This window comes from Candidatus Eisenbacteria bacterium (assembly GCA_013140805.1).
Taxonomy (GTDB): domain Bacteria; phylum Eisenbacteria; class RBG-16-71-46; order RBG-16-71-46; family RBG-16-71-46; genus JABFRW01.
Genome location: JABFRW010000174.1, coordinates 1 through 16,527, shown reverse-complemented (window position 1 = coordinate 16,527; position 16,527 = coordinate 1). Strand labels below are relative to the sequence as shown.

At 68.9% G+C, this 16,527-nt stretch carries 11 protein-coding genes; 5 read left to right on the top strand and 6 right to left on the bottom strand.

The features are described 5' to 3' along the window. Positions 1-1,268 (top strand): metalloprotease TldD (gene tldD, locus HOP12_13355; GenBank protein NOT35129.1); only part of this gene is annotated, 1,268 nt, incomplete at its 5' end. Further along, the gene (locus HOP12_13350) at positions 1,265-2,665 is read left to right on the top strand and encodes a TldD/PmbA family protein (GenBank protein ID NOT35128.1); all 1,401 of its coding nucleotides are present in this window, start codon (positions 1,265-1,267) and stop codon (positions 2,663-2,665) included. The genes tldD and HOP12_13350, both read left to right, overlap by 4 nt. Before the next feature lie 106 nt (positions 2,666-2,771). On the opposite strand, the gene HOP12_13345 is transcribed toward HOP12_13350, so the two are convergent. Next, the gene (locus HOP12_13345; protein NOT35127.1) at positions 2,772-5,990 is read right to left on the bottom strand and encodes a T9SS type A sorting domain-containing protein; all 3,219 of its coding nucleotides are present in this window, start codon (positions 5,988-5,990) and stop codon (positions 2,772-2,774) included. Between the two features lie 360 nt (positions 5,991-6,350). On the opposite strand from HOP12_13345, the gene HOP12_13340 reads away from it, so the two are divergent. After that, the gene (locus HOP12_13340; GenBank protein ID NOT35126.1) at positions 6,351-7,778 is read left to right on the top strand and encodes a hypothetical protein; all 1,428 of its coding nucleotides are present in this window, start codon (positions 6,351-6,353) and stop codon (positions 7,776-7,778) included. A 4-nt stretch (positions 7,779-7,782) separates the two neighbouring features. Here the strand turns inward: HOP12_13340 and HOP12_13335 are convergent, their stop codons facing one another. Beyond that, positions 7,783-9,003: a hypothetical protein gene (locus tag HOP12_13335; GenBank protein ID NOT35125.1), complete on the bottom strand. Its 1,221-nt coding sequence runs from the start codon at positions 9,001-9,003 to the stop codon at positions 7,783-7,785. A gap of 153 nt (positions 9,004-9,156) precedes the next feature. Between HOP12_13335 and HOP12_13330 the strand changes: the two genes are divergently transcribed. Further along, positions 9,157-10,347 (top strand): PLP-dependent aminotransferase family protein, encoded by a 1,191-nt coding sequence (locus HOP12_13330; GenBank protein ID NOT35124.1) that lies wholly within the window; start codon positions 9,157-9,159, stop codon positions 10,345-10,347. Positions 10,348-10,369: 22 nt separating this feature from the next. Further along, complete coding sequence (locus tag HOP12_13325; GenBank protein ID NOT35123.1) at positions 10,370-10,900, top strand: hypothetical protein; 531 nt, start codon at positions 10,370-10,372, stop codon at positions 10,898-10,900. A gap of 4 nt (positions 10,901-10,904) precedes the next feature. Here HOP12_13325 and HOP12_13320 read toward each other — a convergent pair whose 3' ends face one another. From HOP12_13320 to HOP12_13305, 4 genes are all read right to left on the bottom strand, one after another. Next, complete coding sequence (locus HOP12_13320; GenBank protein ID NOT35122.1) at positions 10,905-14,030, bottom strand: protein kinase; 3,126 nt, start codon at positions 14,028-14,030, stop codon at positions 10,905-10,907. Next, entirely contained in the window at positions 14,023-14,622 is a 600-nt protein-coding gene (locus HOP12_13315) for a sigma-70 family RNA polymerase sigma factor (protein ID NOT35121.1), read from the bottom strand. Before HOP12_13315 ends, HOP12_13320 begins: the two co-directional genes overlap by 8 nt. Before the next feature lie 9 nt (positions 14,623-14,631). Further along, a complete protein-coding gene (locus tag HOP12_13310) occupies positions 14,632-15,183 on the bottom strand; it encodes a hypothetical protein (GenBank protein NOT35120.1) in 552 nt (183 codons plus the stop codon). Continuing rightward, a partial coding sequence (locus HOP12_13305; protein ID NOT35119.1) for a HAMP domain-containing protein occupies positions 15,180-16,527 on the bottom strand: 1,348 nt, incomplete at its 5' end. The genes HOP12_13305 and HOP12_13310, both read right to left, overlap by 4 nt.

Here is a 16,527-nt window from a genome sequence, read left to right as displayed (position 1 = left end):
CCTACTCCGTCACCGAGGGACTCGGAGTGCGCGCGGTGGTCGGCGAACAGACCGGCTACGCGTACGCCGACGGCTTCGCGCCCGACGATCTGCGCGAAGCGGCGCGAGTGGCCGCCCGCATCGCGCGCGATGGCCGCGCGGCCGCGGCGCCGCAGGCGTTTCGCGTGGTCGAAGCACGCGCGCCGTTCACGCTCGCGAGCCCGGCGCCGGTGGCGCTCGACGAAGCGGCGAAGATCGGGATGTGCCGGCGCGCGAACGATGCGGCGCGCACCCATGACGCTCGGATCCACGAAGTCTCGATCGGATTCGCCGACTCCAGCCGCAGCTTCGTGGTCGCGAACAGCGACGGCGTGTGGGCTGAGGACACGCAATTCCTGTCGCGCCTGAGCGTGGTGACGCTCGCGCTGGCGGGCGATCAGCGCCAGCAGGGTTTCGCGGCCGCCGGCGGCGCGGTCGAGGCGACTTACTACTCGAACGATCGCACTCCGGAATCGGTCGGCACCGAGTCGGCCCGCATCGCGGTCACATTGCTCGGCGCGCACGAGCCGGAGGCGGGCACCTATCCCGTGATCGTCGGACCGGGCTGGGGCGGCGTGCTGGTGCACGAGTGCTTCGGGCACAGCATGGAGGGCGACACGATCCGCAAGCGGACCTCGATTCGCGCAACGCAGCTGGGCGAGGCCGTCGCATCACGCGGCGTCACGATCGTCGACAGCGGCGAGGTGCCCTACAGCCGCGGCTCGTTCCGCGTCGACGACGAAGGCACGCCGGCGCAGCGCACCGTGCTGGTCGAGGACGGCAAGCTGGTCGGCTATCTGTGGGACTGGCTCAACGGGCGCCTGACCGGCAATCGCAGCACCGGCAACGGCCGTCGTTCGTCGTATCGCAACGTGCCGCTGTGCCGCATGACGAACACCTACATCGAGGCGGGACCGCATGAACCCGCGGATCTCATCGCATCGGTGTCGCGCGGGCTCTACTGCAAGAGCCTCGGCGGCGGTTCGGTCAATCCGGCCGATGGGAACTTTTCGTTCACCGTCACCGAGGCCTACCAGATCGAGAACGGCGCCCTCACCCACCCGGTCCGCAATGCGACGCTGACCGGCAACGGCAATGACGCGATGCTCAAGATCGACGGGGTCGGAAACGATCTGGCGATCGACGGCACCACCGGTTCGTGCGGCAAGGACGGTCAGTGGAAGCCGGTCGGTGTCGGACAGCCGACCGTACGCTTCACCGAGATCACCGTCGGAGGGACCGCGACATGAGCACCACCGCCACTCCGGCGCTGTCGCGCGATCAGCTCGAAGCGCTCGCGGCGCGCGTGCTCGATGCCGCGCGGCGCATGGGCGCCGATCACGCGGACAGCGTGGTCGAGAGCAGCCGCAACTTCAGCGTGCAGGTCAACGACGGCACCATCGAGACCCTGAAGCAGAGCGTGACGCATGGCCTCGGGCTGCGCGTGTTCGTGAACGACGCGGTCGGCGTGGTGTCGACCAACGATCTGCGACCCGATCGACTGGAGGAACTCGCACGACGCGCGGTGGCTCTGGCGCGGCTGTCGACCCCCGACCCCGCGAACGGCATGCCCACCGCGACGGAGGCGGACACCGGCGCCGATCTGGATCGCGCCACCGAGGCCACGCTCGGCCTCATGGACACGGCGTTGCTCGAGTGGCCGACCGACGCGAAGATCGCGCTCGCCATCGAACTCGAGCGCGCCGCCCGCGGGCACGATCCGCGCATCACGCGCTGCGATCACGTCGGGGTCGGCACCTGGGACGGCGCGTGGGTGCTCGCAAGTTCTCACGGGCTGGTGCGTCACGAGCGCGGAACCATGGCATCGCTCGGCGTGGTGGCGCTCGCCGACGACGGAGGCGGCAAGCAACAGAGCGGCAGCGACGGCGTTCGCAAGCGCAGCCTCGCCGAACTCCCGGCCGTCGAGGTGCTGGGTCGGCGGGCCGCCGCGCGCGCGGTGGCGCGCATCGGCGCGCGACCGGTGCCGACGGCGCGGGTGCCGGTGATCATGCATCCCGACATCGGCGCGGCGTGGTTGTCGGAGCTGTCGGGCGCTTTCAGCGGAGAAGAAGTGATGAAGAAGTCGTCGTGGCTGACCGAGCGGCTCGGCGTGCCGATCGCTTCGCCGCTCGTGACGCTGGTCGACGACGGTCGGCTGGTCGGCGGCGTCGGCACCTCGCGATTCGACGGCGAGGGTTTTCGCACCCGCCGCAACGTGCTGATCGAGCGCGGGCGCTGCGCGATGTTCGTCTACGATCACTACCACGCGCGGCGCTGCGAAACGCGCTCGACCGCGAACGCCACACGCAGCTACGGCTCGGTGCCGGGGATCGGCTTCAACAACCTCTACATCGAGGCCGGCAGCTCGACGCCCGAGGCGATCCTGGCCGGCGTGGAACGCGGCTTCTACATGGACGACCAGGGCTCCTACGGCTTCAACGCGGTGACCGGCGACTACTCGTTCCAGGCCCAGGGCTTCTGGGTCGAGAACGGCGCGAAGCAATTCCCGGTCGAGGGCGTCACGGTGGCGTCGACCTCGCTCGAGATGCTGCGCAACGTGGTCGCGGTCGGCGACGATCTGGTGTTCGACGGCTCGATCGCCTGCCCCACGCTGCTGATCGGCGAGATGACGGTGAGCGGCAAGTAGTCGGTGACGACCCGTGGAGCGATCGCGGCGTTCGGCGCAGCCTCAGCACGGAGCCCCGCGATCGTGGACCGCGGGGCTCCGTTCGCTTCATGGTGAGGCGCGGCCGTTAGGGCAGCAGGGTGAGCTTCCTCCGTTCGGTGAAGGCCCCGGCCCGCATGCGGTAGAAGTAGACGCCCGCACCGAGGCGATGCGAGTTCTGATCCTTGCGATCCCAGCGAACGCTCTGGTAACCGGCCTCGAAGCCGCCGTCGACCAGTCGGCGCACCAGGCGTCCCTGAATATCGACGACGTCGATCTGCACGTGCTCGCGACGCGGTACCGCGAAGCGGATCACGGTCCCGTCACCGGCGGGATTCGGTTCGCTCGCTCCGAGCGCGAAAGCCAACGGCAATTCGGTGCCCGGGTGGCGCAGCTCGGGGTAGCAGTTCGGCATTTCGGGCGGGCACTGTCCGCACAACCCGGCGTCGTAGATCGTGACCTTCATGACCTTGTTGTCGACTCCGCCCGAAGCGTCCTGGGCGCGGACGACGATGTAGTAGTCACCGATCTGATCGTTCGACGGCGTCCAGCGAATGCGGTTGCCGCTCACCCATGAAGCACCGGGCGGCAGCTGAGGCGCCGAGAACGTGACGGTTTCGCCGTCACGATCCGTAGCCGTGAGCGTGCGGTTCCACTGGACACAGGTCGGGACCATCGCATCCGCCGCCGTACCGTTGGTGAAGGTCGGGGCGTGGTTGTAGGTGATCGAACCGTAGAACAGATCGCGATTCCCGGCCGTGTTGGGATCGGCCGAATAGGCGATGCGAGTCCCGTCGAACGAGTACCTCGGGTTGTTGAAGGCGACACCGGGTGCGCTGAAGCGGTGGCGTGTGTCGCCCGGAGTGACGGTGCTGTCACGCGTGCCGACCAGCGACCACGGCATGTCGACGAGACCGAATTGCAACCCGCACCACCGATCGAAATTGAAGCTGTACTTGCCGCGGGTCTCGACCGCGATCGGACCATTGCCGCGATCGAAATCGAACGACCGAACGCCGGGTGCGAGCGCGGTTCGACTGAAGGCCGTGCCGCCGGTCGCGAGTACCGCGTACAGCGAGTCGTTGCGGGTGAAGTAGAGGGACTGGCCGTTCGGAGCCCACCGGAGGGAGCCCGGCGAGGCGTCACTGGTGAGGACCGCCACGCGCGTATCGGCGGTGCCGTCCAGATTGATGCGCCACAGCTCCCAGGGTGTGTTGGGAGTCGTGGACTTGTAGAAGTAGGCGAGCTGCTGCCCGGTGATGCCGAAAGCCGCGTTCACGGCGAAGCCGGTGTGAAAGGTGAGTCGATGTGCACCGCTGCCGTTCAGCGGATTCGCGACCCAGATGTCGGTCTGCCCGGCGCCGTTGTCCTGCTCCCACGCGATCGCATCTCCGCGTGGCGACCAGTCGGGCCTCAACTGTCCGGTGGCCTGAGCCGAGATCACGGTCGCGGCACCGCCGCCGATCGGAACTCGATAGACCTGGTTGTAGGGTGCCGATGAGGGGATTCGCGAATGGAACGCGACATAGGCGCCGTCGGGCGACCACGTCGGGTAGTCGTCCCACGCCACGGTCGTCTGAGCGAGCGCCACCGGGTTGGTCGCGAGGAACGGAGCCTTGCGGAGCGCGCCGCTCAGGCGAATCGGCAACCGCAGGCCTGAAGCCATCAACGGATCGCTCGAAAAGCCCATTCCGGCGCCGTCCAGCAGGGAGACCACCACCAGGACGGACTTGGTCGTGCTGCCGAATCCGGTCACCACCAGCTCGATGTCCCTGGCGACGCTGTCCACTTCGACCGACGCAGTCTGAACACCGGTCGCATGCTGGGGCGTGAGGTAGAGCGTATTGCTGTCGACCGAGTAGTTGACGACCGACACATACATCTTGCCACCGGAGGTGACGACCGGTCCGCACGAAATGCTCTGGTAGTCACTTCGCACGAGCCCTTCCGTCGACGCGCGAACCACGAGCGTGTCACCCCCGGTTCCGAGCGAGGCCGCCGGATGAATGACGAAATACTCCGCACCATAGAGTTCCAGCTCCAGGGGGCGCGACGCGTACTGCCCTGGCACCGCGGGGTGCACTCGGGTCGTGTACTCGCGCGTACGCCAGGTCGGATCGGCGGTGAGGTGCGCCGGCAGCGCGACGTTGTCGTCGCTCGCCGCACCGTCCACGTTCTGCCATGCACCGACGTCCACCGACGGAGCAAAGTTGTAGCTGCCCTGAATCGGGAATCCGTACTGTCCGTTGCCGAGCGTGGTGTTGTTGACGTAGGCGGCGACCCGGAAGTTCTGGAGCATCACGCGCACTCGTTCTTCGTTGGGAATCCCGACGAAGTACGGTTTGGTCACACAGTCCGTGCACTCGGCGTCGCTGAGCTTGGCGACCAGTCCGCCGAAGGTGCGCGACGAGGCCGAGGCGCCTCCCCAGCGGTACCAGAGATCGTCCTCCCTCGCAGATGGATTCGTGCCCTTGAACTGCAGCGCCAGGTACGCGGCCAGCTGGCGCCAGCCGGCATAGTGGCTGCTCCTCAGAAGGCTCCAGGTGTAGGGAACGTCGAACTGAAGCGGCAGTTCCTGATAAGCGCCGCCGGTCATCACCTGAGCTGCCTCCGAGAACAACTCCGAATACGGGTTGCCGCCCAGCTCCTGTCCGTTCATGAGGTGCTGAAACTCGTGGATCCAATTCGAAACGGCTCCGCCGAGCTGCCGCGGCCAGCTGTTCGGGCCGGTGTTGCCGACCAGACTCGGACGCGGCCCCGGGATCATCAGCGCGTTCTGGTGATAGACCGTCGAGGTGATGTCCTCGTCCGGCGAGGTGAACGCTGACGGGTACATCCCGGGGTTGCCCGAGCTGAAGTCTCCGTTTGGATTGGGTGGAAACGGCGGGTCACTGGCGTAGCCCGGCATGTAAACGTAGGTATCGATGTGATTGCGCTCGCTGTTCGGAATCGCCGGATTGAGAAGAAAGGGATCGGAGCCCGGGCTCGCCCAGTTGTAGAGCGCACTTCGATTCGCGTGAAAGAAGTCCCAGGCGAGCTGGATGTCCGTATTGGCATAGCCGAGCGGATTCAGTCCGATGACGTCCGAGAGCTCGTTTCCGAGTCGGCTCAGATCGTTCGCGACGTTGATGTTCGGAACCAGCGTCACTCCGAGGTCGGTGTAGGTGCTGCTCCAATGGAATTCCAGATCGCGAGAACCACGCGCGCTCAGGGTGTTCGGGATGCGGTACTTGGTGAAGGTGGGAACCGCTTCGGCGATGGCAGTCGTTGCGAGGAGTGTGGCCCCGATGAGCAAGGCCGTGAGCATCGGACGACGGCGTACAGGGGGATGAACGAACGTAGGTCGCACGACTGAAACCTCCGGGGTGAGCGGGCGCGCCACCTTCGTGACCCGGCAATCTTGCCGCGTCGAGCGGCGTCGCCCGCGGCAATGAACCGCAGCTTTTATGCCGCGGCGCGCGCGACTTCGAACTCGCACCGTGTCACCGGTGTTCGCGTGTTTCGAAAGCGCGCGTCGATTCGTGATGTGCCGATCCGTCACCCGACGGTTGTCGTTCGCGAGCGAGTGTCAACCGACGGTTGACACTCCGATTCGTGTGCGTCGCGCATGCGCGTGATTCTCATTGCGCCGGTACTCACTCCGATGTGATCTTGCGCGACACCTTCGATGCGACGATTCCACGACGACCCGCCTGCGATCCGAGTGATCGCCCTCATCGCATGGACTTGCCTCGCAGCGCTGCCGCTTCGTGCGTTCGGAAGTCCGCCGGACCACCGATGGTCCGAACCCGATCCGATCGCGCGTTCGGTTCCAGGCGCATTCGGATTGCCGGTGCTGGCGGTCGACTCGGCGGGTCTCCCGACTGCGTTCGTCTATGAACTTGCGGACTCGGCCTCCGCCCCCGTGCTGGTGCGGCTGACGTGGCGGGACGATCGATGGGTACGCGTCTCGCGGCTCGGCCCCGCGAGTGAGATCGAGCCGGCGATCGTGCTCGATCGAGAGCGCGGGCGCGGAGTCGTGTGGATCGCGCCCGACAGCACTTCCGGGGCGCTCGGATGGTTGATGCACGCGACGCTCGACGCGGCCGAGTCGATCACGTGCATCGGACCCGCGATCGAACAGACGTCGGGACTCGCCGCCGCCGCGGTCGGTGAGCGACGCTGGATCGTCCGTTCCGAACAGGAGTATCCGCGAGGTTCGGACTTTCGAGTTCGCGCAGCGACGCGCACGGGTACCGGAACGTGGCGGTGGTTCGCCGCGATCGGACGCAACGAGTACACCTGCTCGATCGCCGCACTCGGTCGAGATTCCGCGCTGGTGGTGTACGCGGGCGAGTCGGGACTGGTCGCGATCGTCCTGTCGGATTCGGGCTGGGGACGCGAGCAGTCGCTCGACCCCGTCCCATGGAAAGCCAGCCATCCGCGCCTGCGCGCGGCGGCGGACGGATCGTTGTGGCTGATGTGGTCCGAGAAGTCACAGGTGCACCTGGACCAATTCCGTGCGGGAGTGTGGACGCGCGTCGACAGTCTGGTGGCACGCCATGGCGAGGGTGAAACCTTCTGGGCGTCGTGGGGCGCGATCGCCGGCGGGGCGTCCGGCGCGCCGGTGCTGGTGTGGGGAGACCGTGGTCACGGCGCCACGAAAGACGACGTGTTGAGCGTGGCGTTCGGCGGCGGTGATCCCGGCGCGATTGCGGAGGAGCTGCCGGGCAGCCGCGGTGGTTTCATTCCCTCGGCCGTGTGCGATCGCGACGGCAACGTGTGGGTCGGGTGGTGGAGCGTGGAACAGCGCCGGTCGCTCGTCAGTCACTCCTACCCATCCCACGCGGTCGCCGGCGCGCGGGCGCTGACGACTCGTCACGGCGTCGAGGCGCGATGGCGCTTCGAACCGCCTCAGGCGGGCTTGCCGTGGATCGTCGAACGATCGCTCGGCGACGGGTCGTTCGTCGAGGTCGCGCGCGGTCGGTCGGAAGGCGCGCTCGAATGCTCATGGCTGGACGAGTCGGGCCCGAATACACGAACCGTTCGCTATCGCATCCGCCGCCCGTGTGTGGATCGACGCGTCGAGCGGGTCAGCGAAGCGTTCGCGCCCTGACGTGTCACGAGTTGCGAAACGTCGCCACCAGGTTCACCGCGCGTCGCACCGACGCGTCCGGCGGGCGTGCATGCCCGAGGCGCGCGAACAACAGCGGGGTCTCGCCGATCGCGCCGAACGCCCGCAGCACGTCGGGCCGGTGCCGCGCCACTTCGAGCGGCGCGCTCATCACTTGTTGAGCGATTCCCAGCGTGGTCGCGCGCAACGCGAATCGCTGCCAGGCCTGTCCGGCCGTCAGCGCCACCGCATCACCGTTCCGGGGTGACGAGATCAGCACCAGCGCACCCGCCGAGCGCACCGCGTCGCGCGCGCGCCGCGCCTCGCTGCCGGCGCCGAGGCCGATGAAAAAGCTCTCGGGATCGAACGCGCGCCCACCGAGCCACCGCCCGGGGCCGCCGAGTTCGAGCGCATCGAGCGTCACGCCGTCACCGCGGCGGCGCGCCTCGTCGTCGCCGAATCGCATCCAGCGCATGCGCTCACGCTGCAGGCGTGCGTCGCGCACCTGGGATTCGGCGGCATCCGCGGCCAGGTCGGCAAACGTACGGAGCGCCGCGCGCTCCTCGATCCAGCGCAGGTGCAGGTCCTGAGGAATCAGTGCGGCGAGCGCGTTGCGATTCTGCGGATAGATGCCGCGGCCGTCGTAGTCCCGCCGATTCGTGCGACGCTCGGGAATCGCACCGAACAGCAGCCGATCCCGCGGTGCTTCGTCGGGACTCCAGGTGATGCTGGCGACCAGGTCGCGATCGGTCTCGCGCGGAAAGTAGGTGACGGCGGGACGCTGCCCGTAGGCGCGCAGCGCGATCAGCATGTTTTCGAGCGCTCCGCCGAGCGCGATCGTGAGACTGCGTCGATCGGGATCGAGCCCCGGAAGTGCTCGCGTCGGGTCCGCCACCAGCCGGATGGTTCCGGGATCGAACTCGAGTCGCCACGGCTGAGTATTCCAATGGCTCGGCGCCAGCACCGCCGCCGACATCACGGCGCGCGCAAACTCCACCGGCTGGCCGGGGGCCGCGCGGGCCAGTGACCAGGGTTGGAGGCCGGGCGTCTCGCGGCTCGCGCGACGCGCGAGTGCGAGGGTCGGACGCAGCGCGGTGTAGGCGAGGGCGGCAGCGCCGACCACCAATACCCGGCGACGGGTCAGGAGCCGCGGCGCACGGAGCGGAGCGACCGTCGTCTCAGACGACTGCGATGGCTCCTGCCGCACGGAACTCCTGGGGCGTTTCATGAAGTCGGGAGGGTCCGCCACGGCCCGGTCGGCCGTCAACCCGCACCGAACAACGTTCGGTGCCGCATCGGGATGGCGGATTGGCCCCGCTCGGTCCGGAGTGGTTGAATGCGGCTTCGCCACCCGCGTCCCCCCGCTTTCGTCGGAGGCCCCGTGCCGTTCCCGCTCGCCCGTCGCATGGAGTTCATCACTGCCTCCGACGTGCGCGAACTGCTCAAGGTGACGCAGCGACCCGAGATCATCTCGTTCGCGGGCGGCCTGCCGGCGCCCGAGCTGTTCCCGATCGAAGAGCTCGCGAAACTCGCCCACGATCTGTTGATCGAGGATGGCGTGAGGGCGCTTCAGTATTCGACCACCGAGGGCTACCCCCCGCTGCGCGAGTGGATTGCGGCCCGCATGACGAGCACCTGGGGCGCGAGCTTCGAAGCCGATGACATCCTGGTCACCACCGGCTCGCAGCAGGGACTCGACCTCACCGCCAAGCTGTTCATCGACGAAGGCGACGTGGTGGTGACCGAAAGCCCCACCTACCTCGCGGCGCTCGGTGCCTTCAAAGTGTGCCGCCCGCGCTTCGTCGAGGTGGCGACCGACGACCACGGGATGGAACTGGCGGCGCTCGAACGCGTGCTGGCGACCGAGCGACCGAAGTTCGTCTACGTGATCCCGAACGGCCAGAACCCCTCGGGACGCACCTGGTCGGTCGAGCGTCGCGAGGGATTCATGAAAGTGATGGCTCGCTTCGACGTGCCGGTGATCGAAGACGACGCCTATCTCGAAATCCGCTACGACGGGCACACCGCGCCGTCGATGCGGTCGTTCGATACCCGCGGGCAGGTGGTGTGCCTGGGCACGCTCTCCAAAGTGCTGGCGCCGGGGTTGCGCATCGGCTGGGTGGCGGCCGATCGCGCGCTGCTCGATCGCTACGTGCTGCTCAAACAGTCGGCTGACCTCCACACCGCGAGCCTCACGCAGATGCTCGCCGAGCGCTGGCTCACCAGCGGCGCCTTCGACTCGAGCCTCGAACGCATCCGCGACACCTACCGCGAACGCCGCGACGCGATGCTGGCGGCGCTCGAGTCCGAGCTGCCGCCGGGCTGCCGCTTCACGCGCCCGGATTCCGGCATGTTCGTCTGGGTCGAGTTCCCGCCCACCATCCGCTCGCGCGAGTTGCTCGCCCGATGTCTCGAACGCGAGGTCGCGTTCGTGCCCGGCGATTCGTTCTTCGCCGATGCGACGCGTCTCAACACCGCGCGCCTCAATTTCTCGAACATGCCGCCGGAGCGCATTCGCGAAGGCGTCAAGCGCATCGGTCGAGTCCTGCGCGAAACCCTCGCGCAGGACTGAGCGCGCGGCCCCGCGTCGCGGCATGATCGATCCCGAGACGCCCCCCGACGGACCGTCGCTCGCACGCGAGTCCACGGCACCGCCGCGCTGGATCACCGATGCCTCGCTCGACTGGCTCGCCCGCCGGTTGAGATTCCTCGGCTACGACATCGTCACGGTGCGGGGCGCGCGGCTCGAGGAGCTGTTCCAGGTCGCACAGCGCGAGGAGCGGGTGGTGCTCACGCTCAGCGCACGTCACCCGAAGCGCTTCGCCGCGATCGCGGTCCAGCGGGTACCCCGCGGCGATCCCGCCGCGGCGTTGCGCACGCTGGTGGCCGGGCGCGTTCCGAGCAGCGCGCCTTTCAGCCGCTGCCCGAGCTGCAACACCGCACTCCGGCGGCGTCATCCCCTGGAGGCGAGCGGCGAAGTGCCGGGGCGCGTGCTTCGCGCTCGTCGCTCGCTCACGTTCTGCCCGGTGTGCGGACGCTGGTTCTGGGAGGGCTCGCACGTCACGCGAATGCGCGCGTGGCTCGAGGAAGCCCTCGGCACGCCGCTGCCGCCGCCGCCCTCGTGAGACGTCAGGCGTGCTTCTCGAAGCTCTCGCGCGCAAATCGGAATGCGTGCTCGACCGAGAGCTCGCGCCCCTCGACCAGTTCGGCCTCGAGCGTCGCGTCACCGAGAAGCGCGCGAATCCGTGCGAGCGCCGCCTCCTGGCCCCTCTGATAGATCGGATCGCGCGTCTGAGATCCAAGCGCCGAGTGGATCGCCTCGACCGCGCCGAAGAGTCGCGCGGCCGCGCGCGGCTCGCCGCGCGCCTCCAGGTACTCGCCGATCGCGCGCAGACTCGCCGCCGCCGAGCCGGTCGAATCCTTGAGATAGGCATAAAGGTGCAGCACGTGCGTCAGTTCCTCGTGCGCTCGGTCGAGCTGGCCGAGACGCAGGTGCAGCAGCGCCAGATTCATGTTCGCGATGGATTCGAGCCCCACGTCGCCGGCCGCGCGCTGCAGATCGCGCGCTTCCTGGATCGACTCGAGCGCGGCGGCGAAGTCGTCCTCGGCCCACGACATCACGCCCAGGTTGTTCGAGATCTGGGCGAGCCCGGCCCCGTCGCCCGCGGTGCGGAAGTGCTCGCGCGCCTGCTCGAGCCGCGCGCGCGCGAGCGGCCGATCGTCGTCGCGGTAGGCCTCGCCGGCGAGCGAGGTCAGACTCCGCGCCATTCCCTTCTCATCTCCGGCGCGGCGAAACAGCTCGAGCGCTTCCTCGTAGAGGTGCGAGAGTTCGGTGCGATTCGAGAGCTGTCGATTGAGCAACAGGTAACCGAGTGCGGCGAGCGCGCCGGCGCGCAGTCCCGGCATCGCGTGTGAATCGGGATGCGCGAGTGCGCGGCGGATCGCCTGCTCGCCGGCGCCCAGCAAGCCCGCGGTCGCCCACATGACATGGATCGAGCCGATGATCCGGAGCGCCGCCTCGGCACCACCGGGCAGCGTCTCGGCCGAAACGAGCGCCGCGAGCAGATTCTCGTGATCGCGCGCGAGCCTCGTCAGCGCCGGCGCCATCTGCGTGGTCCGCACCAGGGGGCCGACACGCTCGCTGAGTGCTGCGAAGTGCGCGAGATGCCGCGCCTGTGCCCCTGCGCGGGCGCCCCGCTCGCTCAGCTTTTCGAGCGCGTACTGGCGGATCGGCTCCAGCAGCCGGTAGCGCGAACCCTCGCCATGGCGCCGCTCGACCACCACCAGCGACTTGTCGGCCAGTCGAGTGATCAGATCGAGGGCATCGAACTCGCCGGTGACGCCGCACACTTCGGCGACCGCATCCAGATCCCAGCCACCGGCGAACACCGCAAGGATCTCGAAGCCGCTGCGCTCCTGCGCCTCGAGCTGGTCCGTGCTCCATGCGATGGTGGCGCGCATCGTGGCATGACGGTGATTCGCCGGATCGCTCGCGCCGCTCAAGAGCTGCAGCTGCCGATCGAGTCGCGTCGCGATCTCGGCGGCACTCAACACCCGTGCGCGCGCGGCCGCCAGCTCGATCGCGAGCGGCAGTCCTTCGACCTGTCGGCAGATGCGACCGACCGCGGCGAGCGTCGCCGCGTCGGCGGGAAAGCCCGGATCGGCGAGTGCCGCCCGATCGAGGAACAACCGCACGGCCTCGCTGCAAGCGACCGCAACCGGGTCGTCGAGTTCGCTCGCCTCGGGAATCGCGAGCGGTTCGAGCGGCTGCACGCGCTCGGCGGCCAGCTCGAGTGCCGCGCGACTGGTGCAGAGCAGCCGCAGCTCGGGGAGACTCGCAAGGGCGGCGCGCGCGAACTCCGCCACGCCCTCGCGCAGATGCTCGCAATTGTCGAGGATGAGAAGCGTCGGCGCACCGCGGAGACGCTCGAGTACGCGTTCGAGCAGCGACGCCTCGCCCTCGTCTTTGACGCCGAGGGTCGTCGCGATCGCCTGGATCACGCGCGCCGCTTCGGCGAGCGGCGCAAGATCCACGAACCACACGCCGGCCGCGAAGCGGGCTCGCTCGCGTTCGGCGAGCTGCAGCGCGAGCCGAGTCTTGCCGCTGCCGCCCGCACCGGTGAGCGTCACGAGCGCGCCGTCTCGAAGCGCGAGTCGGCACTCGTCGAGTTCGCGCTCGCGTCCGATGAACTGCGTGAGCACGCGAGGAGCGCCGTCCACGGTGCCGCCCGCGCGGCCCGGCGCCTTGCGTGCGCCGGACAGCGTGGCGCTCACAATGCCGATGTCCGACAGGCGTCGCGCGGGGTCCTTTTCGAGGCACGCGGAGATCAGTTGTCGGATCGCGTCCGGCGTTTCGGGCGGCAGCCGCGACAAGTCGGGCTCGCGATCGCGCACCGCCGCCATGACTTCCTCCGCCGAGCGGCCCTCGAAGGCGCGGCTTCCGGTGAGGCACTCATAGAGGACGCAGCCGAACGCGAAGACGTCGGCGCGATGGTCCTCGCTGCCGTCGAGACACTCGGGACTCACGTACGCCCAGGTGCCGGCGACACCCAGCACTCCGCGCGGCGCCGCGACCGCGGCGCGCCGCCGTGCGAGCCCGAAGTCGAGCACTTTCACGCGACCATGCGGTCCGAGGATGACGTTGCCGGGCTTGAGATCACGATGAATCACACCGTCTTCGTGCGCGGCGGCGAGCGCGGCCGCGATCTGCGCCGCGATCTCGAGCGCGTCCGCGAGCGACAGCCGGCCCTCGCCCAGTCGCTCCGCCAGCGTCGCGCCGGCCACGTACTCGAGCACCAGAAACGGGATGCCGCGGGCGTCGCGGCGCAGTTCGTGAATCGTGGCGATGTTCGGATGGTTGAGCGAGGCGAGCAGCCGCGCTTCACGCTCGACGCGCTCCAGTCGCTCGGGATCGAGCGCGACCTCGGGCGGCAGCCGCTTGATCGCGACCCGGCGGCCGAGCGCCTGGTCTTCGGCCAGATAGACCACCCCCATGCCACCGCGGCCGATTTCGCGCTCGATGGTGAATCCGTCGAGTCGCTGCGGAAGCTCGCCGGCCGTGAGCGGTGCGGCGTGCGGCGCGGCACCGTCGTCGTCGCGCAGCTGCGCGGCCATCGCCTCGAGTGATCGCAGCGTGTCGGCTTCGGCGGCGAGCGATGGATCGGACGTCACCGGATCGGCCCAGTCGATCGGCGTGCCGTCGGCGATGCGCCCGGCCAGCTCGAGCAGGCGCTGTTCGGTCGCGTCGTCACGCATTCATGGTCCTCGCCAGTTCGAGCAACGCCCGCGACACCGTCATGCGCGCCGCATTCGCGGTCGGCTTTCCGATCGCTTCGGCCACCTGCTGATGCGAGAAGCCGAACTCGATGCGCAGGATCACGGCCTCCCGGTGTTCGGGACTCAGGGTCTCCAGCGCACGTTCGAAACGCTCGAGCCGTTCGCGGCCCATCACCTCCTCGACCGGAGACGGCGTACGACTCGGCAGCGAGTCGTCGAGTCCCTCGCGCACCGGTCGTACGTCGGCGCGCCGCAATTCGTCGCGAATCACGTTGACGAGGATGTGGCGCAGGTATGCCAGGAACGCTCCTTCGCCGCGGTGCTCGAAGGTCTCGATGCGGCGGAACGCGCGCACCAGCGTCACCTGCACGAGATCGTCGGTGTCGCTCAGGTCACGCGCGCGTCGCGGCAGGCGTTGATGCGCCCAGCGGCGCAGGATCGGCAGGTAGCGTGCGAACAGCGCTTCGCGCGCACGCGCATCGCCGGCACGGATTCGCCCCAGCAGCACACCAGTGTGCTCGGCGGCACGCGGCTCGCCCGCCTCGTCGAATGGCCGGCCCTCGTTCATCACGTGCCAACGCTACGGGCAGTCGAGAGAACTCGCCAACTGTCGCGCCTTGCGCGCCAGCTGTTCGGCGCGCCACAGCTCGCCGCTCTGCAGCGCGGTGCGGGTCTGCACGAGCATGCTGCGCACCGCATCGAACACCGTCTCCTGATCCGGCAGCAGCGTGCGTCCGCCGCACTTGCGCGCCGCGTCGCCGGCGAACGAGGTGTCGGCGACCACGCGGGCGGTGGTCTTCTGCCGGTCCTCCGCCGACATCACGGTCTCGACCGCGGCGATCTTCTCGGTCTCGCGCTCGATCGAATCAGCCGTCGCCGAGTTGCGCGGCGGCTTCGGCTTGTTCTTGCGCGGTGCGGGCAGCCCGAGCGGATGTTGCGCGAGCAGGCTGTCGGGCCCGGCCGCCAGCGAATCGGAAGTCGCGCGGGTGGAGTCGGTCGAGTCGCTCCAGGTCGCGACCTGCACGCGCCGGGGCTCGGGCGCGCGGCGCCACGGCATCATCGCGCAGCCGGTTGCACCGAGCGCGAGCGTCGCGATTCCGCCCAGCAACACCGCGCGTCTCAACACGCTCATGCGACCTCCACGCGTTCGGGCTGGCGCACCGGGAGTTCGATGCGGATCTCGGTGCCCTCACCCGGAGTCGAACGCAGAGACACCTTTCCCCCGTGCAGTGCGATCACCTGCTGCACGACCGCGAGCCCGATGCCCGAGCCTTCGGCGCGGGTCGAGAAGTAGAGATCGAAGACGCGGGCCTGGAGGTCGGCTGGAATCCCGACCCCTTCGTCCGCCACCACCACCGAGATCCCGGAGCCGGAGCGCGCACCGCGCACCGTGATGGTGCCGCCGCCCGGCATGGCCTGCTCGGCATTGCCGACCAGATTCGCGATCGCCTGCCGCAGCAGCGCGCGATCGCCCCAGAAGCGCGAGGGTGTTCCGTCGTGTTCGATGCGCACCTCGATGCGCGGGTCGACTCGATCCTCGCGCGCGCGCCGCGCGATCTCGTCGAGCAGCTCGCGCAGGTCGAACCAGCCGTTCTGCACCTCGCCGAGCATCGCGAAACGGCGAAAGCCCAGCACGACGCCCTCGAGTCGCTTGAGCTCTTCCTCGAGCACGCGCAGATGCCGACCGGCTTCGGTGTGAGGTTCCTTGAGCTTGCGCTTCAGATGTCCGAGGTGCAGCGCGGCCGCGTTCAGCGGATCGGCCATCTCGTGCGCGAGCCCCGAAGCGACCTTCGCCCACACCGAGAGGTGGCCGGTGGCGGCCAGCAGCTCGTCGCGCGCGGCTTCGCCGTCGGAAGCCCGGTTGCGCGCCGATTCGAGGCGTTCGCCGAGCGCGTTGATCGACGATGCGAGCAGTGCGATCTCGTCCTTGCCCTCGACCGCGAGGCGGTATCCGAACTCGCCCTTGCGGAAGCGTTCGAGCCCGCGCTCGATCGCCTTCACGCGCGCGGCGAGGATCTGCGCCAGCAGCAGCGCGAGCAGCATGGCGGCGACGGTCGAGAGGGCCGCGACCCACAGGCCCGTGCGCAACGAGGCGATGAGCTGCGCGCGCAGAAGCGTCGTCGAAACGCCGACCCGCACGTCGCCGAACGGGCGCGGCCCGGCGCGGAGCGTCAGCACTTCTTCATAAGTGCGGGGAGTGCCGAGCAGCCGCAAGGCCTTGTTCACCGTCGTACCCGATTGCAGTTCCGCCAGCCGTGGCCGCACCGGATAGGTCTCGCCGATGCGAGCGGTGTCGCTGTGGGCGAGCGCCAGACCCTGCGCGTCGAACACCGCAAGATCGAAGATGGTCGGATCTCCGGCATTGGCGGCGTCGAACAGCGCGCGCAGCGCGCGGTCGTCGCGGATCGCGGAGGCGCCGCCTTCGGCGGCGGCGCGGCTCGCGAGCAGCGACACCTGATGCGCCGCGGCGTGGGTG

What these genes read in the sequence shown, in the direction of transcription:
- HOP12_13320 (NOT35122.1), bottom strand. Translation starts at nt 14,030, where the DNA reads ATGCGTGACGACGCGACCGAACAGCGCCTGCTCGAGCTGGCCGGGCGC.
- HOP12_13345 (NOT35127.1), bottom strand. Translation starts at nt 5,990, where the DNA reads ATGCTCACGGCCTTGCTCATCGGGGCCACACTCCTCGCAACGACTGCC.
- HOP12_13350 (NOT35128.1), top strand. Translation starts at nt 1,265, where the DNA reads ATGAGCACCACCGCCACTCCGGCGCTGTCGCGCGATCAGCTCGAAGCG.
- HOP12_13325 (NOT35123.1), top strand. Translation starts at nt 10,370, where the DNA reads ATGATCGATCCCGAGACGCCCCCCGACGGACCGTCGCTCGCACGCGAG.
- HOP12_13310 (NOT35120.1), bottom strand. Translation starts at nt 15,183, where the DNA reads ATGAGCGTGTTGAGACGCGCGGTGTTGCTGGGCGGAATCGCGACGCTC.
- HOP12_13335 (NOT35125.1), bottom strand. Translation starts at nt 9,003, where the DNA reads ATGAAACGCCCCAGGAGTTCCGTGCGGCAGGAGCCATCGCAGTCGTCT.
- HOP12_13340 (NOT35126.1), top strand. Translation starts at nt 6,351, where the DNA reads ATGCGACGATTCCACGACGACCCGCCTGCGATCCGAGTGATCGCCCTC.